Source organism: Streptomyces sp. AC602_WCS936 (genome assembly GCF_019049125.1).
In the GTDB taxonomy this organism is placed as follows: Bacteria; Actinomycetota; Actinomycetes; order Streptomycetales; family Streptomycetaceae; genus Streptomyces.
This window is the reverse complement of sequence record NZ_JAGMUF010000129.1, coordinates 231,077-255,730: the sequence shown is the minus strand read 5'-3', so window position 1 is coordinate 255,730 and position 24,654 is coordinate 231,077. Positions and strand designations below refer to the sequence as shown.

Below are 24,654 nucleotides of genomic sequence, written 5' to 3'. Positions count from 1 at the left end.
GCTTCCCCTCCTCGGAGCCCCGATTCACCGGGCGAGCCTTGCCTGCCCGTACGGCACTGCTCAGGCCGTGAGTGTCGCCAGCAGCCGCTGCAGCGAGCCGCCCAGCCCCCAGCGCGCCGCCAGCTCGTCCAGCGCCGCGGTGTCCCGGGGCGTGCGCGGCAGCGCGGTGTCGACGTCCGGCAGCGGCACGTCGTCGGCGACCCGGACGACCCTCGGGGCGACGGCGAGATACGGCTTCGCCTCGGTCAGGCGCTTGCGCTGCGAGGGCGTGAGCTTCGCCCGGGGGTCGTCGACCGCGGCCTGGATCCCGGCCAGGTCCCCGAACTCGGCGAGCAGCTTGGCCGCCGTCTTCTCGCCGATGCCCGCCACGCCCGGCAGGCCGTCGCTCGGGTCGCCCCGCAGCAGCGCCAGATCGGCGTACCCGCGCCCGTCGACGCCGTACTTCTCCCGCAGCGCGGCCTCGTCGGTGAGCGCGAGGGTGCCGACGCCCTTGAGGGGGTACAGCACGCGCACGCCCCGCGCGTCGTCCACGAGCTGGTAGAGGTCCCGGTCGCCGGTGACGATGTCGACCGGGCCCGTCGCCCGCGCGGTGTAGGTGCCGATGACGTCGTCCGCCTCGTACTCCGCCACGCCGACGCGGGCGATGCCGAGCGCGTCGAGGACGGCCTCGATGACCGGGACCTGCGGCGAGAGCGTGTCGGGGACCTCCTCGGTGTCGGGGCCCGACGCCTGCTCCTCGGCGACGCGGTGCGCCTTGTAGGTGGGGATCAGTTCCACCCGCCACTCCGGTCGCCAGTCGGCGTCCATGCAGGCGACCAGGTGGTCGGGCCGGTGGTCCTTCACCAGGCGGTCGATGAAGTCGAGGAGTCCGCGCACGGCGTTCACGGGTGTGCCGTCGGGTGCCTTCACGGAGTCCGGCACGCCGAAGTAGGCGCGGAAGTAGAGGGAGGCGGTGTCGAGGAGCATCAGTCGTCCGGTCACGCCTCGCAATCATGCCGCAGGGAGTGTGGGCGATCGATGGAGGGCGTGTGAACTGGGTCACTCAAATGTTTGACCCATAAAGATCAGGGCAGGCGCGCAGCCGGGCCGAAGCTGGTTGATGCATTCAACTGTTAGCGAGTCTTCGTATCGACGATTCCTCGCTCGACGAGTCTGCGCATGAGCGAGTTTTCACGACCCTGTCCCTGCCCCCGATCCAAGAGGTAAGCGTGTCAGCCAGGCTAGAGGCCGAGAACCTGTACAAGGTCTTCGGCAGGAAACCGGACCAGGCAGTCGAACGACTGCGCAAGGGGGCAGCAGACCGGGAGGAACTGCGCGCCGACGGAACCACGGCCGCCGTCATCGACGCGTCCTTCACCGTGGAACCCGGCGAGATCTTCGTGGTCATGGGCCTGTCCGGGTCCGGCAAGTCCACGCTGCTGCGCATGCTCAACGGTCTGTCGGAGCCGACCGCCGGACATGTCCGCTACGGCGGCCAGGACCTCACCGAGCTCAGCGACCGCGAGCTGCGCGAGGTCCGTTCCAAGAAGATCAGCATGGTCTTCCAGCACTTCGCGCTCTTCCCGCACCGCAGCGTCCGTGACAACGCCGCCTACGGTCTTGAAGTGCAGGGCGTGCCCCGCGCCGAGCGCGAACGCCGCGCCGACGAGGCGCTCGCCCTGTGCGGCCTGGCCGGCTGGGAGAAGTCCTGGCCGGACGAGCTGTCCGGCGGTATGCAGCAGCGTGTGGGTCTGGCCCGCGCGCTCGCCACGGACGCCGACCTGCTGCTGATGGACGAGTCCTTCAGCGCCCTCGACCCGCTGATCCGCCGCGACATGCAGGACCAGCTGCTCGACCTGCAGAAGACCTTGAAGAAGACCATCGTCTTCATCACCCACGACCTCAACGAGGCCATGCGCCTGGGCGACCGCATCGCCGTCATGCGCGACGGCGAGATCGTGCAGATAGGCACCGCGCAGGACATCCTGATACGTCCCGCCAACGACTACGTCGCCTCCTTCACCCAGGACGTCGACCGCTCCCGCGTGCTCACCGCGCGCGCCGTCATGGAGACGGAGCTGCGCGGCGACGAGGCCGACTGCGGCTGCGAGACCGCCACGCCCGACACCCCGTTCGCGGAACTGTGCGCGATCAGCGCCCGCGTGCCCCACTCGGTGGCCGTGCTCGACGGTGACCGCCGGCTGGTGGGCGTGGTCCCGGCCCGGCGTCTCGTCGGCTTCCTCGGCGACGAGGACACGGTTCCCGGCGTCTGCGACACCCCGCGGGACAAGGGCGGCGAGAAGGTGATGACCCGTGCCTAGGATTCCTCTCGGTGACTGGGTCAACAGCGCCGTCGACTGGCTCCTCGACAACGTCTCCTGGCTCTTCACCTTCCTCAAGAACATCTTCACCGGCGCCTACGACGGCATCAACGCCGTCCTCCAGGCCCCCGAGCCGCTGCTGCTCGCCGGCATCTTCGCCGTGCTGGCCTTCTGGCTGCGTGGTGCGCTCGCCGGTGTCCTCTCCTTCGCCGGGTTCGCCTTCATCGACTCCATGGGTCTGTGGGAGAACGCGATGGTGACCCTGGCGCTCCTGCTGGTCGCCACGATCATCGCCCTGGTGGTCTCGGTACCGGTGGGCATCTGGGCGGCCCGCTCCGACCGGGTCAGCGCGGTCGTCCGGCCGGGCCTGGACTTCATGCAGACGCTGCCCGCGATGATCTACCTCATCCCGGCGATCCTGTTCTTCGGGACCGGCTCCGCCCCGGGCATCGTGGCCACCCTGATCTTCGCGCTCGCCCCCGGCGTGCGCATGACCGAGCTGGGCATCCGCCAGGTCGACAAGGAACTGGTCGAGGCCGCCGAGGCCTTCGGTACCACCCCCCGCAACACCCTGCTGCGGGTCCAGCTCCCGCTCGCGCTGCCCACGGTGATGGCGGGCGTCAACCAGGTCATCATGCTCGGCCTGTCCATGGCCGCGATCGCCGGCATGGTCGGCACCGGCGGCCTCGGCGGCGACGTCATGGAGTCCATCGGCCAGCTCAACGTCGGCCTCGGCGCCGAGGCCGGTGTCGCCATCGTCATCCTGGCGATCTACCTGGACCGCATGACCAGCGCGCTGGGCACGCACGTCTCGCCCCTGGGCCGCCGCGCCGCCGCCAAGGCCCGCGCCGCCAAGGGCCTGAAGATCTGGTCCTACCGCCCCCAGCCGCAGGTCGCCGTGATCGGCATCGTCATCCTCGGCCTGGTGGCCGGCGGCATGGGCGTCTTCGGCGGCAGCGGCGAGAAGTCCGAGACGGTGGCCGGCGGCAAGAACGTCGGCGCGGGCAAGAAGATCTCCATCGGCTACATCCCCTGGGACGAGGGCGTCGCCTCCACCTACCTGTGGAAGGAGATCCTGGAGCAGCGCGGCTTCGAGGTCGAGGCCAAGCAGTTCGAGGCCGGCCCGCTCTACACCGCGCTGGCGCAGGGCAACATCGACTTCCAGACCGACTCCTGGCTGCCGACGACCCACGAGCAGTACTGGAAGAAGTACGGCAAGCAGCTGGAGGACCTCGGCTCCTGGTACGACGAGACGTCGCTGGAGCTGACCGTCCCGGCCTACATGGAGGACATCGACTCCATGGAGGACCTCAAGGGCAAGGCCGACCTCTTCGGCGGGAAGATCACCGGTATCGAGCCCAGCGCCGGTGAGATGAACCTGCTCAAGAGCAAGGTGCTCAAGGAGTACGGCCTCGACAAGGAGTACAAGGTCGTCGACAGCTCCACGCCGGCGATGCTGGCCGAGCTGAAGCGGGCCTACAGCAAGAAGGAACCGATCGTCGTCACGCTCTGGTCGCCGCACTGGGCGTACAACGACTACGACCTGAAGAAGCTCAAGGACCCGAAGGGCTCCTGGGGCAAGGGCGACGGCGTGCACACGCTGTCCCGCAAGGGCTTCTCGGACGACAACCCGGTCGTCACCGAGTGGCTCAAGAACTTCTCCATGACGGAGAAGCAGCTCACCAGCCTCGAGGCCGAGATCAACAAGGCCGGCAAGGGCAACCAGCAGGACGCCGTGCGCACCTGGCTGAAGTCCAACCCGGGCGTCGTCGACAAGCTCGCCCCGGTCCAGGGCGGCTCCGGCGCCACCCCGGCCGAGGCCAAGCGTCCGCTGGACGTCGCCTGGTTCCCGTGGGAAGAGGACGTCGCCGTCACCTACCTGTGGAAGAACGTCCTGGAGCGGCGCGGCTACAAGCTGAACCTGAAGCAGATGGACGTCGGCCCGGTCTACACCGGACTCGCCTCCGGTGACCTGGACCTCAACTTCGACGCCTGGCTGCCCCACGCCCAGAAGAACTACTGGGACAAGCACAAGAACAACCTCACCGACCTGGGCACCTGGTACGAACCGACCTCCCTGGAGATCGCCGTCCCCTCGTACGTGAAGGACGTCAAGTCCCTCGCGGACCTCAAGGGCAAGGCCGACCTCTTCGACGGGAAGATCATCGGCATCGAGCCCGGCACCGGTCAGATGCAGCTGGTCAAGAACGACGTCCTGCCGGCCTACGGACTCCAGGACGAGTACGAGGTCGTCGACGGCTCCACCCCGGCGATGCTGGCCGAGCTCAAGCGCGCGCTGGCGAAGAAGGAGCCGGTCGCGGTCACGCTCTGGTCCCCGCACTGGGCGTACAGCGAGTACGAGCTGACCAAGCTGAAGGACCCGAAGAAGTCCTTCGGCGAGAACAACACGATCCACACCATCTCCAGCAAGGCCTTCCCCGAGCAGTACCCGCAGCTCACCGAGTGGATCAAGAACTTCCGCATGAGCGAGGACGAGCTCGGCACCCTGGAGGCGGAGATCAAGAACCGCGGCCAGGGGAACGAGGAGGAAGCCGTGGCCGCGTGGCTCGAAGAGCACCCGGACATGGTCGGCCGGATGACCCCGCAGTAGCACGACCGTACCGGCCGCCGGGTGGGCCCGGGACACGCTTCGATTCGAAGACGCGTCCCGGGCCCACCCCTTTGACGTGTGCGGTCGGCGCACGGTAAGGATTCGGTCAACCACGGAGCGCCAACCCACCGCCCGAGCCGCACTCGACCGGGACGTGAGGGACTGGCGGGAACACGCGGGACCGTCCGGACCTTGAACCGGTAAGGCGTCCGGCACCGCTGTCGGGAGGCTCTGGGATGGCGAGAAACGTGAGGTCGCGGCCACCGCACCGTGACGTCGATGTGACGGCCGCGTGAAACGGTTTGCCGAACATGCGTAGGGTGCAGAGAACTCATCAGGGATACGGCGACGGGCGGAGGAGGGAGCCGGAGCGATGGGCGACCACAAAGAGCAGCAGCTTCGGGTGGGCGCGGCCGTACGGCGGCGGCGCCGGACCCTCGAACTCACCCTCGCCGTCGTCTCCGAGCGCAGCGGCCTGTCCGTGCCCTTCCTGAGCCAGATCGAGAACGACCGGGCCCGGCCCAGCCAGAGCTCCCTGGAGAAGGTGGCCGACGCCCTGCGCACCACCGCCGTCGAACTGCTCGCCGCCGCCGACCCCGCCTGCAGCGTGGACGTGGTCCGCGCCGAGGACCCCGACCCCGAACTGGCACCCAGGGTGCGCTCGCTGGTGCGCGGGCACCACCAGATGCACGCCTCGGAGTTCACCGGCGACCACGACGCGGGCCGGGAACTGCAATACCGCAACGACCAGTTGATGTTCGTCGCCGAGGGCGCCGTGGAGATCGAGGCCGAGGGCCGTGCCTACCGGCTCGGGCGCGGCGACACGCTGTACCTGACCGGTGGGGTGCGGCACCGCTGGCGGGCCACGGTGCCCGACACCCGGCTGATCGTGGTCGCCGTCGCCGAGCACATCGAGGCGGTACGGGAGGGGCCCCGCCGGTGAGGGTGGTCTCGCTGGTGCCGTCGCTGACCGAGGCGGTGGCCCGTACGGTTCCGGGCGCCCTGGCCGGAGCCACCGACTGGTGCAGTCACCCGGCCGGCCTCGACGTCGTCCGCGTCGGCGGCACCAAGAACCCGAAGACCGACCGCGTCCTCGCCCTCGCCCCCGACCTGGTGATCGCCAACGAGGAGGAGAACCGCGCCCCGGATGTGGACGTCCTGCGCGCGGCGGGCGTCGAGGTGCTGGTGACCGAGGTGCGCACGGTCCCGCAGGCCTTCACCGAACTGGCCCGCGTGCTGACCGCCTGCGGGGCGCCGTCCCGTCCCCGGTGGCTGGACGAGGCGGAGGCCGCCTGGACCGCCCCGCCCCGCCCCGAGCGGCGCACCACGGCCGTCGTACCGATCTGGCGCAGGCCCTGGATGGTGCTGGGCCGCGACACCTTCGCGGGCGACGTACTGGCCCGCCTCGGCGTCGACCACCTGTACGCCTCCCACTCCGAGCGCTACCCGAAGGTCCCGGTCGACGAACTGCGGGCGGCCCGCCCGGACCTGGTGGTCCTGCCGGACGAGCCCTACCGCTTCACCGCCGACGACGGCCCGGAGGCCTTCCCCGGCCTGCCCTGCGCCCTCGTCGACGGGCGGTACCTCACGTGGTACGGGCCGTCGCTGGCGAAGGCGCCCCGGGTGCTGGGCGCGGCCCTGCGAGCAGCACGCCGCTGAACAGGCCCCGCGCGGTGTGCACGGCGGCGACGGCCCAGGCGGCGACGAGGACGCCGTACAGGACGACGGCGAGCACGTCGTAGGCGGCGAGCCCCGTGTGCCGGGCCAGCGCCTCGGCGCCGGTGACACAGGTGCCCACCGGGAAGGTGAACGACCACCAGGTCATCGAGAAGCCCATGCCCTCCCGCCGTGCCCGCACCACGTGGGCGACGGCGAGACACAGCCACATCAGCGCGAAGCCCATCACCGGCACGCCGTACAGGACGGCGAGCACCCCGAAGCCCTCGGCGTACGGTCCCGGGACGACCCCGGGGGCCACGTCCGCGAACTTCCCCACGGCGGTGGTCGACTGCCCGAGCGGGCCGAGTACCAGGAACAGCGACGGGGTGAGCGCGAGCGGCAGCGGTCCGCCGGTGAGCAGCCGGCCGAAGATCACCGGCAGGGTCACCAGGGTCGCGAGCAGACTCACCCCGAACATCGCGACGCAGGCGAGCAGCAGCGTCTCGCGGGGCTGTCCCGGCGGGAGGTGCGGCACGAGCAGCGGCCCCACGGCCGCGGACACCATCGGCGCGACCAGCGGCAGCAGCCACACCGGACTGGCCTGCCCCGGTTCTATCCGGTGCCGTACGGCCATCAGGTAGGGCACGGCGACGGCCGCCGCCAGCCCGACGACCGTACCGGCGGTGAACAGCACGGTGTCCAGGGCCACCGCGGCCGAGGTGCCGATCCAGTCCCGGCCGACGGTCACGGCGCCGCCGCCGACGGCCAGCAGCGCCATCGCCAGGCAGCCGTAGAAGGAGGCCGCCGCCGGGTCGAGCAGATGGGCGCGGGCCTGGTCGCGGTGGTGCAGCCAGTGCAGGGACCGGGCCACCAGCAGGACCGCCAGCAGCGCGAGCGACAGGGCCCAGACGGCGGTGCAGACGGCCCGCAGCCCGGGCACCTGCCAGGGGAGCGCGGCTCCCGCGGTGCCGACGATGGCGGTGCCCATGACGCAGGCGTACCAGTTGGGCCCGAGGTGACGGACGGCCGGGACCCGCCGGGGCGGGGCGGAGACGGGTGAGGGTGACAAGGGCTGGGCTGCGGTGACCATGCGTCCACGGTCCCGGGGGCCGAAGCCTCTGACCAGGGACCATGTCCCTATGAGGGCATAAGCTGGGGTTATGAGCAGCAGTGCGGGCGGTACGAACGGTACGGGCGACGCGGAGGGCGGGCACGACGTACGGGGCCGGCACGTGGCGGGCTCACTGGCGCACCGGGTACCGGATCTCGGGGCGCTGGAGCTGCTCCTGGCCGTGGCACGGCTCGGCAGTCTCGGCGGGGCGGCGCGCGAGCTGGGCATCACCCAGCCCGCCGCCAGCAGCCGAGTCCGCTCGATGGAACGGCAGCTGGGCGTCGCGCTGGTGGACCGGTCGCCCCGCGGCTCCCGGCTCACCGACGCCGGCGCGCTGGTCACGGACTGGGCGCGCCGGATCGTGGAGGCGGCCGAGGCGTTCGACGCGGGTGCGCAGGCCCTGCGGGACCGGCGGGACTCGCGGCTGCGGGTGGCGGCGAGCATGACGATCGCCGAGTACCTGCTGCCGGGCTGGCTGGTCGCGCTGCGCACCCAGCTGCCGGACACCGCGGTGTCGCTGCTCGCCGGGAACTCGACGGCGGTGGCGGAGCGGTTGCTGGCCGGCGAGGCCGACCTGGGCTTCGTGGAGGGGGTGAGCGTCCCGGCGGGCCTCGACTCCGCGGTCATCGCCCACGACCGGCTGATCGTCGTGGCGGCACCGGGCCACCCGTGGACCCGGCGCAGGCGCCCGCTCCAGGCGGCGGAACTGGCGGCGACCCCGCTGATCCTGCGAGAAAAGGGCTCGGGCACCCGGCAGGTCCTGGACGCGGCCCTGGGCGGCCTGGCCCGCCCCCTGATCGAACTCTCGTCGACCACCGCGGTGAAGGCCGCCGCCGTGAGCGGCGCCGGCCCCTCCGTCCTGAGCGAACTCGCCGTCGGCGAGGAGCTGTCCACCCGGCGCCTGGTCAGCGTCCCGGTCGCGGACGTCGCCCTGGCCCGCGACCTGCGCGCGGTATGGCCCACGGGCCACCGCCCGACCGGCCCGGCCCGGCAGCTCCTGTCCCTGACCCGGGCGTAGGGGGCGCGGGCCGCGGCGGTGACGGACCGGTGGTGATCGGGGGCCCCTCGCGCTGCCTCGCCGCCTCGCCACCGCGGGGCCGGCGTGCGGCGGAGTGGCGGACGGGCCGCGTACGCCGCGTCGGCGGCTGACCGGCCCGGTACGCGCCCGGCCCTCGTTCCGAGTCGCTCGATCTTCGCCCGGCCGGTTCGACGGCTCCTGTCGCGGGCGGAGGGCACGGCCTGCGGGCGGCGATGGATCGAGGCGCCCCTTCCCGCCGCCCGCCCGCCCGCAGGCCGGGAGGGCGGGTCGCGTGCGCCATGTCGGGGGATGACGGCCCCCGGGACGCCCGGCGCCGGCCCGCGCCATGGGTCCGGTGCCGCGGCCGCTGCGAGGAGCGGTCGGCCGCGGGTGCGGGGGCGGGGGGTGGGGCGGGGTCGGCGCGGCTTGCTTCGCGGGCGTGTGTCGTGCGTGCCGGTGTGTGCCAGGCGCGAGTGCCGGGACCTGCCCGCGTATCGATGCCTGCCGCGCGCAGGCGGCGGCGCGTCGCCCGTCCGGGGGGCCGGCTCCCGCTCCCGGCCGGGCAGGCCCCGGCAGCGGCGGGCCCGGACGGCCGGCGCATGCTGCCGCGCTTCCGGGCCCGCGCCGGTCAGGCCGGTCCCGCCGCTGCCGGAGCCTGCCCGCGTATGGATGCCCGCCGCGCGCAGGCGGCGGCGCGTCGCCCGTCCGGGGCGGTCCGGCTCCCGCTCCCGGCCGGGCAGGCCCCGGCAGCGGCGGGCCCGGACGGCCGGCGCATGCTGCCGCGCTTCCGGGCCCGCGCCGGTCAGGCCGGGCCCGCCGCCTCCACCAGCGCCCGCATCACCCGTACGTCCTCGCCCATCTCCGGATGCCACTGCACCCCGAGGACCCAGCCGGGCCCGGACGGCAGTTCCAGGGCCTCCACCGTGCCGTCCGCCGCGTGGGCCGAGGGGACCAGGCCCGTGCCCAGGCGGTCCACCGCCTGATGGTGGTAGGTCGGGACGAACATCTCCTCGGGCACCACACCCGCGTACAGCGTCCCCGGCACCGGCTTGACCGGGTGGCCGCCGAAGACGCCCACCACCTCGGCGTGGCCCTCGATGTGCTGGACGAGGGTGCCGCCGAGCGCGACGTTGAGCAACTGCATGCCCCGGCAGACGCCCAGCAGCGGGACGCGGGCGGCCAGGGCCGCGTCGATGAGCGCCAGTTCCCAGGTGTCCCGGGCCCGGGCGGGAGGACCCGTGCGCGGGCCGGGCTCGGCGCCGTAGCGGGCCGGCTCCACGTCCGGGCCGCCCGCGATCACCAGTCCGTCCAGGCGGGCGACGGTGGCGGCGGCGTGCTCCGGCACGTCCGGCGGGAGCATCGCGGCCAGTCCGCCCGCCCGCTGCACGAGCCGCGGATACCCGGCCGGCAGCAGCGCCGCCTCCAGCTCCCACACGCCCCAGCGCGCCGCGTGCTCCAGATACGTACTGACGCCGATCAGCGGCCTGCCCGCCATCGTCCGACCTCCCGCGGTCTGCCCGCAATGGACCGTACGCATACCTTTGCCGGGACGGGCTCCCGAGGCAAGACGCCCGCCCGCGCTCACGCCAGGAACCCGCGCAGCAGCGCCGCCGTCCCCGCACAGTGCTCCCGCGTGATCTCCCGCGCCCCGTCCGCGTCCCCGTCGAGCACCGCCTCCACCAGCGCCGCGTGCTGGCGCTGGGAGTGCTCCAGATTGCGCACCAGCAGCGGGATGCAGTCCAGCAGGTCGTTGAGGGTGGCCCGGACGGCCGCGTACTGGGCGGCGAGGGCGGGCGAGCCGCACAGTTCCGCCAGGGTGAGGTGCAGCCTCGTGTCCAGCCGCCGGTACTCCGTCAGCGGCGCCTCCCGCGTGCCGGCCAGCGCCGCCCGCAGCCGCGCCGCCCGCGCGCCGCTCAGCCCGTGCGCCGCGCACAGCCCGGCCGCGCCCACCTCCAGCACCTCCCGGAAGCGCAGCACGTCCTCGATGTCGACCCCGGCGACCCGGCGCCGCAATTCGTCCTCGCCGCCCGCGTCCGTCCGCGGCAGCACGAACGTCCCGCCGTACCGCCCCCGCCGCGCCTGAACCAGCCCCTGGTCCTGGAGCACCCGCAGCACCTCGCGCAGCGTCACCCGGCTGATCCCCAGCCGCTCCGCCAGCTCCCGCTCGGCGGGCAGCCGCTCGCCCCCGGACACCAGGCCCAGCCTGACGACCTGGAGGATCTGCTCCAGCGCCTCCTCGAACCCGTTGCCGGCCCGCACCGGCCGCAGCACCGGCGCGAGCCGGTCCGTCACGCTCCCCGGGGTTTCCTCCGGCATGCGGCCGCGCCCCCTTTCCAAGCAATGGTCCCCGGCAATACCTTATGGCTCCCGGCCAAAGGAGGCTCCCCCCGTGGCAGCGGACCGCACACCCCCGCTCGGGGTCGAGGAACTGCACGCCCTCGTCGCCGCCGGCGACCTCGACACCGTCGTCCTGGCCTTTCCCGACATGCAGGGACGCCTCCAGGGCAAGCGTTTCGCCGCCCGCTTCTTCCTCGACGAGGTCCTGCGGCACGGCACCGAGGGCTGCAACTACCTCCTCGCCGTCGACGCCGACATGAACACCGTCGACGGCTACGCGATGTCCTCCTGGGACCGCGGCTACGGCGACTTCGCCATGCACACGGACCTGGCCACCCTGCGCCGCCTGCCGTGGCACGAGGGCACCGCGCTGGCCGTCGCCGACCTGGCCTGGGAGGACGGCTCCCCGGTGCTCGCCGCCCCCCGCCAGATCCTGCGCCGCCAGCTCGAACGCCTCGCCGAGCACGAGCACGGCCTGACCGCGCAGGTCGGCACCGAGCTGGAGTTCATCGTCTTCCGCGACACCTACGAACAGGCCTGGGACGCCGACTACCGCGGCCTGACCCCGGCCAACCAGTACAACGTCGACTACTCGGTCCTCGGCACCGGCCGCGTCGAACCCCTGCTGCGCCGCATCCGCAACGAGATGGCCGGCGCCGGCCTCACCGTCGAGTCCGCCAAGGGCGAGTGCAACCCCGGCCAGCACGAGATCGCCTTCCGCTACGACGAGGCCCTGGTCACCTGCGACCAGCACGCGGTCTACAAAACCGGCGCCAAGGAGATCGCCGCCCAGGAGGGCATGTCCCTCACCTTCATGGCCAAGTACAACGAACGCGAGGGCAACTCCTGCCACATCCACCTCTCCCTGGCCGACGCCGACGGACACAGCGTCATGGCCGGCGACGGGGAAGGCGGCATGTCCGCGATCATGCGGCACTTCCTCGCCGGACAGCTCGTGGCCCTGCGCGAGTTCTCCCTCCTGTACGCCCCGCACATCAACTCCTACAAGCGCTTCCAGCCCGGCTCCTTCGCCCCGACCGCCGTCGCCTGGGGTCACGACAACCGCACCTGCGCCCTGCGCGTCGTCGGCCACGGCCGCTCCCTGCGCTTCGAGAACCGGCTCCCCGGCGGCGACGTCAACCCGTACCTCGCGGTGGCGGGCATGGTGGCGGCAGGCCTGCACGGCGTCGAACAGCGGCTGGAGCTGCCCGACCCCTGCCCGGGCAACGCCTACGCCGCCGACTTCGAACACGTCCCCACCACCCTGCGCGAGGCCGCCGAGCTGTGGGAGAACAGCACCCTCGCCAAGGCCGCCTTCGGGGACGAGGTCGTCGCCCACTACCGCAACATGGCGCGCGTCGAACTCGACGCCTACGACGCCGCCGTCACGGACTGGGAACTGCGCCGCTCCTTCGAACGCATGTGAGGCACCGATTGTCCGAGGCACAGCCGCTCTCCGACGAGCTACGCGTCCTGAACCCGGCGACCGAAGAGGTCGTCGCCACCGTCCCCGCCGCATCGGCGTCCGACGTCGACGCCGCCGTCGTACGGGCCGCGCGGGCGCAGGGCGGCTGGGCCGCCCTCGCCCCCGGCGACCGTGCCCGGCTGCTGCGCCGCTTCGCCGCCGCCGTCGACGACCACCTGGAGGAACTGGCCCGGCTGGAGGTCATGGAGGCCGGGCACACCGTCGGCAACGCCCGCTGGGAGGCCGGCAACGTCCGTGACCTGCTCGACTACGCCGCCGGGGGAGTGGAGCGGCTCACCGGACGGCAGATCCCGGTCGCCGGCGGCCTCGACGTGACGATCCTCGAACCGCTGGGCGTGGTCGGCGTCATCGCCCCCTGGAACTTCCCGATGCCGATCGCCGCCTGGGGCACCGCACCGGCGCTGGCGGCGGGCAACGCGGTCCTCCTCAAGCCCGCCGAGACCACCCCGCTGACCGCGCTCCGCCTGGCCGAACTGGCCCTGGAGGCAGGCCTTCCCGAGGGACTGTTCCAGGTCCTGCCGGGGCACGGGCCGGTCGCGGGCGACGCCCTCGTCCGACACCCGGGCGTCGCGAAGATCGTCTTCACCGGCTCGACCGCCGTGGGCCGGCGGGTGGCCGCCGAGGGCGCCGCCCTCCTCAAGCCCGTCACTCTCGAACTCGGCGGCAAGAGCCCCAACATCGTCTTCGCCGACGCCGACCTGGAGGCCGCCGCTGCCGCCACGCCCATGTCCTTCCTGGACAACTCCGGCCAGGACTGCTGCGCCCGCACCCGCATCCTCGTCCAGCGCACGGTGTACGACCGCTTCCTCGCCCTCCTGGCCCCCGCGATCGAGTCCGTCCGCGTCGGCGACCCGGCCGACGAGAGCACCGACATGGGCCCGCTGATCTCCCGCGCCCAACTGGACCGCGTCCGCTCCCACGTCCCCGACGACGCCGACGGCATCCGCGGCAAGGCCCCCGAGGGCGGCCCCGGCTTCTGGTTCCCGCCCACCGTCCTCACCGGCGTGGAGGCGCACGCGCGCGTGGCCGTCGAGGAGGTCTTCGGCCCCGTCGCCGTCGTCCTGCCCTTCGAGGACGAGGCCGACGCGGTCCGCCTGGCCAACGCCACCGACTACGGCCTCTCCGGCTCACTGTGGACCCGGGACGTCGGCCGCGCCCTGCGCGTGTCGAGCGCGGTGCGTGCCGGGAACCTGTCGGTCAACTCCCACTCCAGCGTGCGCTACTGGACCCCGTTCGGCGGCTTCAAACAGTCCGGCGTCGGCCGCGAACTCGGCCCCGACGCGCTCACCGCCTTCACCGAGACCAAGAACGTCTTCATCAGCACGGAGGCTTAGCCACTCATGACCGAGCCACTCATGACCGAGGACATCATCTGCCGCCGCCTGGCCGGCCGTACCGCCGTCGTCACCGGGGCCGGCAGCGGCATCGGCCTCGCGTCCGCCCGCCGGCTCGCCTCCGAGGGCGCCCACGTCGTCTGCGGCGACGTGGACGAGACCCGGGGCAAGGCGGCGGCCGAGGAGACCGGCGGCACCTTCGTCAAGGCCGACGTGACCGACCCGGAGCAGGTCGAGGCGCTGTTCAAGGCCGCGTACGACACCTACGGCAGCGTCGACGTCGCCTTCAACAACGCCGGCATCTCACCGCCCGACGACGACTCCATCCTGGAGACCGGCCTGGAGGCCTGGAAGCGCGTCCAGGAGGTCAACCTCACCTCCGTCTACCTGTGCTGCAAGGCCGCCATCCCCTACATGCGGCGCCAGGGCAGGGGCTCCATCATCAACACCGCGTCCTTCGTCGCGCGGATGGGCGCCGCCACCAGCCAGATCTCGTACACCGCGTCCAAGGGCGGTGTCCTCGCCATGTCCCGGGAGCTGGGCGTGCAGTTCGCCCGGGAGGGCATCCGGGTCAACGCGCTGTGCCCCGGCCCGGTCAACACCCCGCTCCTGCAAGAGCTGTTCGCCAAGGACCCGGAGCGGGCCGCGCGCCGCCTCGTCCACATCCCGCTCGGGCGGTTCGCCGAGGCCGACGAGATCGCCGCCGCCGTCGCCTTCCTGGCCAGCGACGACTCCTCCTTCGTCAACGCCACCGACTTCCTGGTGGACGGCGGGATCTCCGGGGCGTACGTCACACCGCTGTAGACCGGGGCGGACGGCGTCCTACAGTGCCGGAATGAGCATGACGCCGCCGCCCGGCTGGTACCCCGATCCGTCGGCCCCGCACCAGGAACGCTGGTGGGACGGCGCGGCCTGGACGGACCACCGTCGCGCGCCCGGGGCCGCCGGGTACGCACCCCCTCAACCGCCGCCGTCGTCGTCGACCGTGCCGCTGTTCACCGGCGGCGGCCCCGGGCAGCGCCGGCCGGCGGGCGGCGGGCGGGCCAAGGCGATCGCCCTCACCACCGCCGCGGCGGTCCTGGTCGCGGCGATCGTCACCGGTGTGTTCGTCCTCGGCGAGGACGACGGTGGCGCACCCGAGGCGCGGACCCCGCCGGTCACGGCCACCACCGACGCCCCGGCGCCGACGAGTACACCACCGACCTCATCACCGACCGCCTCCGAATCTCCCTCCGACGACCCGGCCGTGGTCGAGGACCCGCTGAACGGCATCACCTTCCCGCTGCCGGACGGCTGGGTGCGCCCCCGGTACGTCGCCGAGGACGACGTCATGATGACCACGGACGGCACCTACGACTGCCCCGGCGACGGCGGCGTCTGCCGGTACGGCCTGGTCATCTCGCGCACCGTCACGGGCAGCACCGAGTCGTCCCCGAGGACCCTCGCCGAGCAGGACATCGAGGACGCGGCCGAGGACGCCTACGACCGCGACCCGGTCGGCGGCAAACCCTTCGGCGGCATCGAGTCCCACGAGCAGGTCGGGGCCGGGCCGGTCGCGGTCGCCGGACGCGCCGGGTACTACGTGCGCTGGCGGGTGACGACGGTCAAGGGCCCCGGCGGCTACGTGCAGTCCCTGGTCTTCCCCTCCACCGTCGGCACCGAGTCCCCGATCCTCGTCCGCTACGTCTTCGACGCCGGCGAGGACGGGCCGCCGCTCGCCGCGATGGACGAGATCACCGACGGCATCCGGCCCGTCGGCGACGCGGACACGGGCGGCGGTGTGGGCAGCGGCATCGGCCCGTCCGACTGAGCCGCGCCGGGAGGCGGGGTCAGAGGAAGGTGTGCCCCTCACCCCGGTACGTCGGCACCGTCGCCGTCACCGCGTCCCCCTCCACCAGGTGCAGGGTGTCGAACCGTTCGCACAGCTCGCCGGCCTTGGCGTGCCGGAACCACACCTTGTCGCCGATCAGCAGGTCGTCGGCGGGCGTGCCGAGCAGCGGCGTCTGCACCTCGCCGGCGCCCTCCTGGGGGTCGTAGCGCAGGCCCTCGGGGAGGTACGGCACGGGCAGCCGGTCCTTCCCGGCCGCACCGGAGGCGGGGTAGCCCGCGCCGAGCACGGTCACGACCCCGACCCCCGGGCGCCGTACGACGGGCTGGGCGAACAGGGCCGCCGGACGGCCCCGGAACGACGTGTAGTTGTCGAACAGCCGCGGCACGTACAGCCCCGACCCGGCCGCGATCTCGGTGACCGCGTCCTCCGCGGCGGTGTGCTGCACGCTGCCCGTGCCGCCGCCGTTGACGAACTCCAGGCCGGGCGCCACGGCCCGGACCGCCCGCACCACCGCCGCGCGCCGCTCGGCCAGTTCCCGGCGGGCGGCGGCCTGCATCAGCCGCACCGCACGCGACCGCAGCGGCCGCCCCGCCACCGCGTCCCCGACACCGGCCACATGCCCCTCGTACGCCATGATGCCGACGACCTCGAAGCCGGGCCGGCGGGCCACCGAGCGGGCCAGGTCGGCGACCTCGGCGGGGGAGTGCAGCGGGGAGCGCCGGGCCCCGACCCGCACCCGCCCGCCCAACAGCTTCAGCGAGGTGTCCAACTCCAGGCAGACCCGCACGACTTCCCGGCCGCCGTCGCGCGCCGCGTCGATGAGGTCCAGCTGCGCCGGGTCGTCGATCATCACGGTCACGGCGGAGGCGAGCTTGGGATCGGCGGTCAGCTCGGCGTAGCGGGCGCGGTCCGCCGAGGGGTACGCGAGGAGCACGTCCTCGAATCCGGAGCGCGCCAGCCACAGGGACTCGGCCAGCGTGAACGACATGACGCCCGCGAAGCCGTCCCGGGCCAGGACCCGTACCAGCAGCGCACGGCACCGTACGGACTTGCTGGCGACCCGGATCGGCTTCCCGCCGGCCCGGCGGAGCAGGTCGTCGGCGTTCGCGTCGAAGGCCTCCAGGTCCACGATCGCCACGGGGGCGTCCAGATGGGCGGTGGCCCGGTCGTAGCGGGCCCGGTCGGCGGCGCGTGCGGTCATGACCGCAGCCTGCCAGACAGGATTACCGCAGGGTAGGGGGACGTTCCGGGCCAATGCCACGGGCGCGCGGACTGGTTCCCCGCCGGGTGGGGTCACGCCGTAGAGTGACGCGCACGCACGGCGGGGCGACCCCGGCGGCCGGCCCCCCGGGGGGGCTCCGGCCCCGGGATGGCGGTCCTCCCGTGCGGGTATGCGTGCCCGGGACGGAACGTTCCGCGCCGGGCCGGGGCAGGAGACGACATCACCGGCCCGCGCCGGAGAAACGGCCCGGGCCCGAGGAACGGGGGGTGCATGAGCACGGAAGCGCGCCGCGCCTCCCTCCCCCCACGCCCTGACGCCCCGCCCGGCCCTACGGCTCCGCCGCGCCCCGGAACGCCGCCTTCGGCGAGGGCGGTTCCGTCCCCCGGGGACGAAGGCCTGCGCTCCGGCGGTGAGCCGCGCGGGGATGCCTCGCCCCAGCCGGGAACGCCGCCTTCGCCGGAAGGTGCGTCCGGTAGGGATGAGCGCTCCGGGGGCGGACGCCGCCCGGACACCCCGCCACGCCCTGCGACGCCGCCCTCCACGGGAATCCCGCCCCGCCCGGACGGGCACCCCGGCTCCCCGGGCCCCTCCGGTGCGGCCGCCCCGGACCGTCGGCAGGCGCCGAGGCGCCCGCAGACCCCGCCCCGCCCGACGGTGACGCCGCACGGCGGTCTCGCGGACAGCGGCCGCCCGCATGCATCCGCGCCCCCGGGCAGCGGTCGCGTACCCGCACCCTCAGGCGACCGGGCGGCGCCGCGCCGGACGGACGAACCGACCCCACCACGCGGTGAGGCCGGCCCGATCGTGCCGCGCGGGGAGGACGGCCGTGCGGTGACGCGTCGGGACGGCGACCCGGACACCCCGGGCAGCGCCCAGCACCCCTTCCCGCGTTTCCGGCCAGGCGGCCCCCGGGCCACCGATCCCGCGCCGCCGCCCCAGGCGTCCGCCCGCTTCCCGGACACCCCGCCGACCGTCGGCCGCGAGACCGGGGAGGAAAGCGGCACGCCGCACACACAACGCCCGACGGCACCCACGTCCCCGTCCGTAAGCTCCGACGCCCGTGGCGAAGCCCCGCGGGCGGCCGCCGGGTCGGAGTCGTGGCCGCGCTCTCCTGCCGGGGAGCCCTTCGGGAGTGGCAGGCCGCAGGGACAGCCTCCGGCGGCGCCCGCGTCCCGGCGTACCGCCATGTCTCCGTCCGTCGGTCCCGGTCCCGGTGCCGGTGGCGAGGCCCCGCGGGCGGGCGCCGGGTCCGAGTCGTCGCCCCACCGTCCCGCCGCCGCGCCTGCGGCGAACGCCTCCGCACCGCCGCACCGCCGCCCCGCCGCGCCCGCGGAGAACGCGTCCGAGACAACGAGGCGCCTCCGCCCCATCCCGGCGGAGCCGGAGCCGGGTCGGGCACCCGCAGCGGAGCCCGCAGCCGCGCCACGCCCTGCCTCCCGCCCGGCGGACGCGGCGCCCACCGACCCCGACCCCGCGCTGTCCTGGAGCGCCCCGGCGGCCCCGGGTGACGGGCGGCCCTGGGTGTCGTTCGGGGAGCCCGAGGGGTACGACGGACTTGCCCGGCCGCGCTCGCTCGGCGGGCGCGGCAGGCCCCAGGCCGTCGCCGCGGCCGTCTGCCTCGTACTCGGGCTGGGACTGGTCACCGGTGCCGTCACCGGCAGCTGGCTCGCCGGGGACTCCGGGGACGGCGGCGCGCGCGACGCGTTCACCGCGGCCGGGGACCTGTGGCACAGCGTGCCGGTCGACCAGCTCCTCCCGCCCACCGTCCAGGGACGGGGCGCCGGCCCCGGTGGCGCCGACCGCACCTGGACCCGGGTGGCCGTCGCCCCGGACGGCGACTGCGCCGGCGCCTTCGACCCGCTGCTGGCCAAGGTGCTCGACCCGGTCGGCTGCACGCGCCTGCTGCGCGCCACCTACACCGACGCCACCCAGAGCCACGTCACGACCGTCGGCCTGCTCTTCGCCAAGGCCGACGCCGCCGCCATGACCGCGCTGGCCGGCCGGTTCGAGAAGGAGGGCCTGGGGAGCCGCACCGACCTCATGCCACTGCCGTACGCCGCCGAGGGCACCGTCGCCGCCGGATTCGGCGCGCCGCAACGGGCCTCGTGGACCGTCTCCGTCCTCACCGACGCCCCCGTCGTCGTCTACGCCGTCTCCGGCTGGGCCGACGCCCGCACCGTGGACGAGCCCGAGCCCGCCGAGGAGGCCATGGAATCCGGCGCCACCTCGGCCCCCGCCCAGGCCGGCCTCGGCCACGAGGCGCAGGGCCTCGCCGACCGCGTCGAACGCGCCCTGCGCAAGAACGTCGGCACGCCCACGGAGCACCCCTCGTGAACACCAACGGAACCCGTGCGACGGGAGCCCTGAGCCTCCTCCTCGCCGCCGCCCTCGTCCTGGTCCCGGCGCCGGCCGCGCACGCCGACGGCATCCGCGCCCAACAGTGGTCCCTGGACGCCATGCACACCGCGAAGGCGTGGCAGACCACCAAGGGCGCCGGCGTCACCGTCGCCGTCCTGGACACCGGCGTCGAGGCCGACCACCCGGACCTGGCCGGCAACGTCCTCACCGGCAAGGACCTGGTCGGCTTCGGCGCGAGCGAGGGCGACCGCGCCTGGGCCCGGCACGGCACCGCCATGGCCGGGATCATCGCCGGTCACGGCCACGGCCCCGGCAACTCCGAGGGCGTCATGGGCGTCGCCCCGGAGGCGAAGATCCTGCCCCTGCGCGTCATCCTGGAGGACGGCGACCCCTCCCGCGCCAAGGCCCGCAAGACCCGCGGCAACGCCCTCGCCGAAGGCATCCGCTGGGCCGCCGACCACGGCGCCGACATCATCAACCTCTCCCTCGGCGACGACTCCGCCTCCGCCCACCCCGAGCCCGCCGAGGACGAGGCCATCCAGTACGCCCTGAAGAAGGGCGTGGTCGTCGTGGCCTCCGCCGGCAACGGCGGCGAGAAGGGCGACCACATCTCCTACCCGGCGGCCTACCCGGGCGTCATCGCCGCGACCGCCGTCGACCGCTACGGCACCCGCGCCTCCTTCTCCACCCGCCGCTGGTACGCCACGGTCAGCGCCCCCGGCGTCGACGTGATCATCGCGGACCCCGACCACCGCTACTACGAGGGCTGGGGCACCAGCGCCGCCTCCGCCTTCGTCTCCGGCGCCGCCGCCCTGGTGAAGTCGGCCCACCCGGACCTCACCCCGGCCCAGGTCAAGAGCCTCCTGGAGGACACGGCCCGCAACGCCCCGGCCGGGGGCCGCGACGACTCCCGCGGGTACGGCTTCGTCGACCCCGCCGCCGCCATCGAGGCGGCCGGACGGCTGAAGCCGCAGGGCCTGAGGTCGGCGGCGTACGGCGAGAAGTACTTCGGCCCGGGCCCGGACGCCCCCGCCTCCGACGACGGCACCTCGGCCTGGGCGGCCCCGCTGGCGGGCAGCGCGGGCGGCGTCATGATCGTCGCGGCCGTCGTCCTGTGGCGCGGCCGCCGCGAACGCTACGACGACTTCTGACCCCCGCCGCCCGCACCGGACTCCGCGTAGAGCACCGCGACCGACACCTCGGCACCGTCCGGCACGGTCACCGACGCCATGGCGGTGGCCTGGCAGCGCCTCCCGGTCCACGACCGGCTCGACCGTCCCCACCGATGCCTCTCCCACGGGACCTCACAGGCCGGCCAGAGAATTCCGGCAGGCCCGTGAGAAGCATTCCGCGACCCCCGATAGGCTCGGGGACCGTGGCGAACAAGAACATCCCCGACTCCGCCTTCTCCGACGACGACGGCTCCGCCGACCCTCGGCTGAGCGCGGCGCTCGCCGCCTGGGCCGAGGACCGCACCGCCCTGGCGCCCGTGCTGGAGGCGCTGAAGGGCGCCCGGCTGCTCGTGCCCGTGGTGGCCGTCCTGGGGGAAGCGGAGGAGGCCGAGAACGGGCTGCGCCGCGAGAAGACCAGCGACATGGCCGTACCGACGCTGAAGGCCGGCGGCCGGACCGCGCTGCCCGCCTTCACGTCCACCGAGTCGCTCGCCCGCTGGGACCCGAACGCCCGCCCCGTCGCCGTACCCGTGCACCAGGCGCTCCAGGCCGCCGCGCACGAGAAGGCGGACACCGTCGTCCTGGACCTGGCCGGACCGGTGCCGTTCGAGCTGACCGGACGGGTGCTGCTCGCACTGGCCGAGGGACGTACGACGACCGACCCGCTCGCCGACCCGGCCGTCGCCGGCGCCGTACGCGCCGCCCTGGCCGCCGAGCCCGCCGTACTGCGGGCACACCTCGGGCCGGGCCAGGCCGACGGCACCCTCGCGTTGTTCCTGGACCCCGGGGCCGAACCGGCGCGGGCCGCCCGCGCCGTCGCCGAGCGGCTGGCCGCCGACGAGACACTGAGGGCCCGCCTGGTGCGCGGCCTCGACCTGGCACTGCTGCCGGCCGGGGCGACGCCGCCGGGCGAGCCCTTGTACGTGCGCGGACAGCTCGAAGCGAGCTGAGGGGCCTCAGCCGTAGACAGGGCCGGTGTACTTCTCGCCCGGACCCTGGCCCGGCTCGTCCGGGACGAGCGACGCCTCGCGGAAGGCCAGCTGGAGCGACTTCAGACCGTCGCGCAGCGGCGCCGCGTGGAACGAGCTGATCTCGGTCGCCGTCGCGTCCAGCAGACCGGCCAGCGCGTGCACCAGCTTGCGGGCCTCGTCCAGGTCCTTGTGCGCCTCGCCCTCCTCGGTCAGTCCGAGCTTCACGGCGGCGGCGCTCATCAGGTTGACGGCGACCGTCACGATCACCTCGACCGCCGGCACCTCGGCGATGTCGCGGGTCATGGCGTCGAAGTCGGGATTCGCCGAGGAGTCGGCAGGGGTCTCACTCATGCCGCTCACGATAGGCGCAGGACGCACCGTCGCCCCACTCGGTCTCGGTTAGCCGTTCCCCCGCCGAGCTGCTAACCTTGTGTAACGACCGGTCGGACACGCGCGCCCCACGGCAGCGAGCCCGGCCCACAAGTGGAGGCTCCGAACTCCCACCTGGCCGTCCTCAGGACGGCGGGTCACCGGTCAGGCGGTCCCGTCCCAGCGGCGGCGACCAGCCCGAAATCGCGCCCCGCGATCACATCGCGGCGGTGCTCCGGTAGTACTGAGGAGCCCCGCCTGTGATCGTCCGGGGCATTTTTGTTGCGCCGGCGCGGTTAGGTCTATCGAACACAGACGTTACGCGGCTGTCCGCCAGACCGTCGCGTGGTGCTACCGAGGAGGATCCATCAGCGCCGAGCCCCGCATCAACGACCGGATTCGCGTTCCCGAGGTGCGACTTGTCGGTCCCAGCGGCGAGCAGGTCGGGATTGTCCCGCTTGCCAAGGCCCTGGAGCTTGCGCAGGAGTACGACCTCGATCTCGTCGAGGTCGCGGCGAACGCCCGTCCGCCCGTGTGCAAGCTCATGGACTACGGGAAGTTCAAGTACGAGTCGGCCATGAAGGCCCGTGAGGCGCGCAAGAACCAGGCGCACACGGTCATCAAGGAGATGAAGCTCCGGCCGAAGATCGACCCGCACGACTATGACACCAAGAAGGGTCACGTCGTCCGGTTCCTCAAGCAGGGCGACAAGGTCAAGATCACGATCATGTTCCGTGGTCGCGAGCAGTCCCGGCCGGAGCTCGGCTACCGACTGCTGCAGCGTCTCGCGGAGGACGTGGCCGACCTCGGGTTCGTGGAGTCGAACCCGAAGCAGGACGGCCGCAACATGATCATGGTCCTCGGTCCGCACAAGAAGAAGACCGAGGCGATGGCCGAGGCTCGCCAGGCGCAGGAAGCCCGCAAGGCGGAGGCGAAGGCCAACCCCGGCAAGTCGCAGAACGCCGCGGACGCCGACGCCGACGTCGTGGACGCCGAGGCCCCGGCCGAGGCTCCCGCCGAGGCGTGACCCCGGGGGACTCCGGTCCCCAGGACGTAACCGATACAAGAGCGACGCTCCACCGTGCCCGGTTTCACGACCGGGCATCGGAGCGCCACCGACGAGGAGAGAACGGCGCTATGCCGAAGAACAAGTCGCACAGCGGTGCCAGCAAGCGCTTCAAGATCACCGGCTCCGGCAAGGTGCTCCGTGAGCGCGCCGGCAAGCGCCACCTGCTCGAGCACAAGTCGTCCCGCGTGACGCGTCGCCTCACCGGCAACGCCGAGATGGCCCCGGGCGACGCCGCGAAGATCAAGAAGCTTCTCGGCAAGTGACGTACGGGCGCCACTGAGCGCCGTACGGCAGGACCGGGACCCATTCGATACCGGGCCGCGTGAGGACCACCGCGGCCCCGCTACAAGGAGTTAAAAAGTGGCACGCGTCAAGCGGGCAGTCAACGCCCACAAGAAGCGCCGGGCGATCCTCGAGCAGGCCTCCGGCTACCGCGGTCAGCGTTCGCGCCTGTACCGCAAGGCCAAGGAGCAGGTCACCCACTCGCTGGTCTACAACTACAACGACCGCAAGAAGCGCAAGGGTGACTTCCGCCAGCTGTGGATCCAGCGCATCAACGCCGCTGCCCGCGCCAACGGCATCACCTACAACCGCTTCATCCAGGGTCTGAAGGCCGCCAACATCGAGGTGGACCGCAAGATCCTGGCGGAGCTGGCCGTCAACGACGCCAACGCGTTCGCCGCGCTGGTCGAGGTCGCGCAGAAGGCGCTGCCGAGCGACGTGAACGCGCCGAAGGCGGCGTGACGCTGCGCTGGCTTGAGCCGTAGTTGAAGGGACCCGCAGGCTTGAAGCCTGCGGGTCCCTTCGATTGCCGTTGTTCGGTTCGTTGTCTGCCGCGGGTCCGTTGGGGCTGGTCGCGCAGTTCCCCGCGCCCCTATGGGGGCGCGTTGCAGTCAGCGTCTATTCAATTGTGAAGGTGAGCAAAGTGCCTCCCGTCAGCCCCGAGCTGATCTCCCCCCGTTCCCCCCGTGTGCTCGCCGCGCGGCGGTTGGCCAAGCGGAACTTTCGGGGGAAGGAGCGGCTGTTCCTGGCCGAGGGGCCGCAGGCCGTGCGGGAGGCCGCCGGGTACGGGGAGACGCTGGTCGAGCTGTTCGCCACCGTCGAGGCGGCCGAGCGGTACGCCGACATCGTGGGGGCCGCACGGGACGCCGGGGCCCGGGTCCACCTCGCCGCCGACGAGGTGATCGAGGACATCTCCACCACCGTCACCCCGCAGGGGCTGGTCGGGGTCTGCCGGTTCCTGGACACGCCGTTCGAGGAGATCCTCGCCGCCCGGCCCAAGCTGGTCGCCGTCCTCGCCCACGTCCGCGATCCCGGCAACGCCGGGACCGTGCTGCGCTGCGCCGACGCCGCCGGCGCCGAGGCCGTCGTGCTCACCGACGCATCCGTCGACCTGTACAACCCGAAGGCCGTACGCGCCTCCGTCGGCTCCCTGTTCCACCTGCCCGTCGCCGTCGGCGTCCCCGTCGAGCAGGCCGTGGCCGGGCTCAGGGACGCCGGGGTGCGTGTCCTCGCCGCCGACGGGGCGGGCGAGGAGGACATCGACGCGGAGCTGGACGCGGGCACCATGGGCGGCCCCACCGCCTGGGTCTTCGGCAACGAGGCCTGGGGCCTGCCGGAGGAGACCCGCGCCCTCACCGACGCCGTCCTGCGCGTCCCGATCCACGGCAAGGCCGAGAGTCTGAACCTCGCCACCGCCGCCGCCGTATGTCTCTACGCGTCGGCGCGTGCACAGCGCGCCGCCGGAGGGTGCCGCTCCGTCACCGAGGCCTAGTAGGGTGACCAGCTCAGGGCCCCCGCACGGCT

General features: G+C 73.4%; 22 protein-coding genes. 16 read left to right on the top strand and 6 right to left on the bottom strand.

The features are described from left to right. Positions 1-60 precede the first annotated feature (60 nt). On the bottom strand, positions 61-966 hold the full coding sequence (locus KUM03_RS35980; protein WP_217254787.1) for a 5'-3' exonuclease: 906 nt from the start codon (positions 964-966) through the stop codon (positions 61-63). A 242-nt stretch (positions 967-1,208) separates the two neighbouring features. Between KUM03_RS35980 and KUM03_RS35975 the strand changes: the two genes are divergently transcribed. The 4 genes from KUM03_RS35975 to KUM03_RS35960 all read left to right on the top strand — a co-directional run bounded on the left by KUM03_RS35975 (position 1,209) and on the right by KUM03_RS35960 (position 6,570). Beyond that, on the top strand, positions 1,209-2,300 hold the full coding sequence (locus KUM03_RS35975) for a glycine betaine/L-proline ABC transporter ATP-binding protein (protein WP_217254748.1): 1,092 nt from the start codon (positions 1,209-1,211) through the stop codon (positions 2,298-2,300). Beyond that, positions 2,293-4,911, top strand: a complete 2,619-nt coding sequence (locus KUM03_RS35970) for an ABC transporter permease/substrate binding protein (RefSeq protein ID WP_217254747.1) — start codon at positions 2,293-2,295, stop codon at positions 4,909-4,911. Before KUM03_RS35975 ends, KUM03_RS35970 begins: the two co-directional genes overlap by 8 nt. 373 nt (positions 4,912-5,284) lie before the next feature. Next, positions 5,285-5,854 (top strand): helix-turn-helix domain-containing protein, encoded by a 570-nt coding sequence (locus tag KUM03_RS35965; RefSeq protein WP_217254746.1) that lies wholly within the window; start codon positions 5,285-5,287, stop codon positions 5,852-5,854. Next, positions 5,851-6,570 (top strand): helical backbone metal receptor, encoded by a 720-nt coding sequence (locus KUM03_RS35960; RefSeq protein ID WP_217254745.1) that lies wholly within the window; start codon positions 5,851-5,853, stop codon positions 6,568-6,570. The genes KUM03_RS35965 and KUM03_RS35960 overlap by 4 nt, the downstream gene beginning before the upstream one ends. Here KUM03_RS35960 and KUM03_RS35955 read toward each other — a convergent pair. Then, complete coding sequence (locus KUM03_RS35955; protein WP_217254744.1) at positions 6,497-7,660, bottom strand: TDT family transporter; 1,164 nt, start codon at positions 7,658-7,660, stop codon at positions 6,497-6,499. The genes KUM03_RS35960 and KUM03_RS35955 overlap by 74 nt on opposite strands. Before the next feature lie 70 nt (positions 7,661-7,730). Here KUM03_RS35955 and KUM03_RS35950 point away from each other — a divergent pair, with 70 nt between their 5' ends. Beyond that, positions 7,731-8,699, top strand: coding sequence for a LysR family transcriptional regulator (locus KUM03_RS35950; RefSeq protein ID WP_254400351.1), 969 nt, complete (start codon positions 7,731-7,733; stop codon positions 8,697-8,699). 802 nt (positions 8,700-9,501) lie between these two features. On the opposite strand, the gene KUM03_RS35945 is transcribed toward KUM03_RS35950, so the two are convergent. Together KUM03_RS35945 and KUM03_RS35940 are read right to left on the bottom strand one after the other, a co-directional pair. Continuing rightward, entirely contained in the window at positions 9,502-10,194 is a 693-nt protein-coding gene (locus tag KUM03_RS35945) for a gamma-glutamyl-gamma-aminobutyrate hydrolase family protein (RefSeq protein WP_217254743.1), read from the bottom strand. Between the two features lie 86 nt (positions 10,195-10,280). Then, positions 10,281-11,015, bottom strand: coding sequence for a FadR/GntR family transcriptional regulator (locus KUM03_RS35940; RefSeq protein ID WP_217254742.1), 735 nt, complete (start codon positions 11,013-11,015; stop codon positions 10,281-10,283). A 73-nt stretch (positions 11,016-11,088) separates the two neighbouring features. Between KUM03_RS35940 and KUM03_RS35935 the strand changes: the two genes are divergently transcribed. Genes KUM03_RS35935 through KUM03_RS35920 form a run of 4 tightly spaced genes read left to right on the top strand, consistent with a single transcriptional unit; the run spans position 11,089 to position 15,666 of the window. Next, the gene (locus tag KUM03_RS35935; protein WP_217254741.1) at positions 11,089-12,462 is read left to right on the top strand and encodes a glutamine synthetase family protein; all 1,374 of its coding nucleotides are present in this window, start codon (positions 11,089-11,091) and stop codon (positions 12,460-12,462) included. An 8-nt stretch (positions 12,463-12,470) separates the two neighbouring features. After that, complete coding sequence (locus KUM03_RS35930) at positions 12,471-13,856, top strand: aldehyde dehydrogenase (protein ID WP_217254740.1); 1,386 nt, start codon at positions 12,471-12,473, stop codon at positions 13,854-13,856. Positions 13,857-13,877: 21 nt separating this feature from the next. After that, on the top strand, positions 13,878-14,660 hold the full coding sequence (locus tag KUM03_RS35925; protein WP_217254785.1) for a 3-oxoacyl-ACP reductase: 783 nt from the start codon (positions 13,878-13,880) through the stop codon (positions 14,658-14,660). Positions 14,661-14,697: 37 nt separating this feature from the next. After that, the gene (locus tag KUM03_RS35920; RefSeq protein WP_217254784.1) at positions 14,698-15,666 is read left to right on the top strand and encodes a DUF2510 domain-containing protein; all 969 of its coding nucleotides are present in this window, start codon (positions 14,698-14,700) and stop codon (positions 15,664-15,666) included. A gap of 19 nt (positions 15,667-15,685) precedes the next feature. On the opposite strand, the gene KUM03_RS35915 is transcribed toward KUM03_RS35920, so the two are convergent. Then, on the bottom strand, positions 15,686-16,888 hold the full coding sequence (locus KUM03_RS35915; protein ID WP_217254739.1) for an amino acid deaminase/aldolase: 1,203 nt from the start codon (positions 16,886-16,888) through the stop codon (positions 15,686-15,688). Positions 16,889-18,430: 1,542 nt separating this feature from the next. On the opposite strand from KUM03_RS35915, the gene KUM03_RS35910 reads away from it, so the two are divergent. The 3 genes from KUM03_RS35910 (at position 18,431) to KUM03_RS35900 (ending at position 21,389) form a co-directional block, all read left to right on the top strand. Beyond that, the gene (locus KUM03_RS35910; RefSeq protein ID WP_217254738.1) at positions 18,431-19,243 is read left to right on the top strand and encodes a hypothetical protein; all 813 of its coding nucleotides are present in this window, start codon (positions 18,431-18,433) and stop codon (positions 19,241-19,243) included. Further along, positions 19,240-20,418, top strand: coding sequence for a type VII secretion-associated serine protease mycosin (mycP, locus tag KUM03_RS35905; RefSeq protein WP_073730909.1), 1,179 nt, complete (start codon positions 19,240-19,242; stop codon positions 20,416-20,418). Before KUM03_RS35910 ends, mycP begins: the two co-directional genes overlap by 4 nt. Before the next feature lie 224 nt (positions 20,419-20,642). Continuing rightward, positions 20,643-21,389: an SseB family protein gene (locus KUM03_RS35900; RefSeq protein WP_217254737.1), complete on the top strand. Its 747-nt coding sequence runs from the start codon at positions 20,643-20,645 to the stop codon at positions 21,387-21,389. 6 nt (positions 21,390-21,395) lie between these two features. On the opposite strand, the gene KUM03_RS35895 is transcribed toward KUM03_RS35900, so the two are convergent. Next, positions 21,396-21,761, bottom strand: coding sequence for a DUF1844 domain-containing protein (locus KUM03_RS35895; RefSeq protein WP_217254736.1), 366 nt, complete (start codon positions 21,759-21,761; stop codon positions 21,396-21,398). 385 nt (positions 21,762-22,146) lie between these two features. Here KUM03_RS35895 and infC point away from each other — a divergent pair, with 385 nt between their 5' ends. The 4 genes from infC (at position 22,147) to KUM03_RS35875 (ending at position 24,622) form a co-directional block, all read left to right on the top strand. Continuing rightward, the gene (infC, locus tag KUM03_RS35890) at positions 22,147-22,806 is read left to right on the top strand and encodes a translation initiation factor IF-3 (RefSeq protein WP_217254783.1); all 660 of its coding nucleotides are present in this window, start codon (positions 22,147-22,149) and stop codon (positions 22,804-22,806) included. A 110-nt stretch (positions 22,807-22,916) separates the two neighbouring features. Further along, positions 22,917-23,111, top strand: a complete 195-nt coding sequence (rpmI, locus tag KUM03_RS35885) for a 50S ribosomal protein L35 (RefSeq protein ID WP_003977225.1) — start codon at positions 22,917-22,919, stop codon at positions 23,109-23,111. A 97-nt stretch (positions 23,112-23,208) separates the two neighbouring features. Further along, positions 23,209-23,592 (top strand): 50S ribosomal protein L20, encoded by a 384-nt coding sequence (rplT, locus tag KUM03_RS35880; protein WP_016642495.1) that lies wholly within the window; start codon positions 23,209-23,211, stop codon positions 23,590-23,592. A gap of 181 nt (positions 23,593-23,773) precedes the next feature. Further along, positions 23,774-24,622, top strand: coding sequence for an RNA methyltransferase (locus KUM03_RS35875; RefSeq protein ID WP_217254782.1), 849 nt, complete (start codon positions 23,774-23,776; stop codon positions 24,620-24,622). The last annotated feature ends 32 nt before the right edge of the window (positions 24,623-24,654 follow it).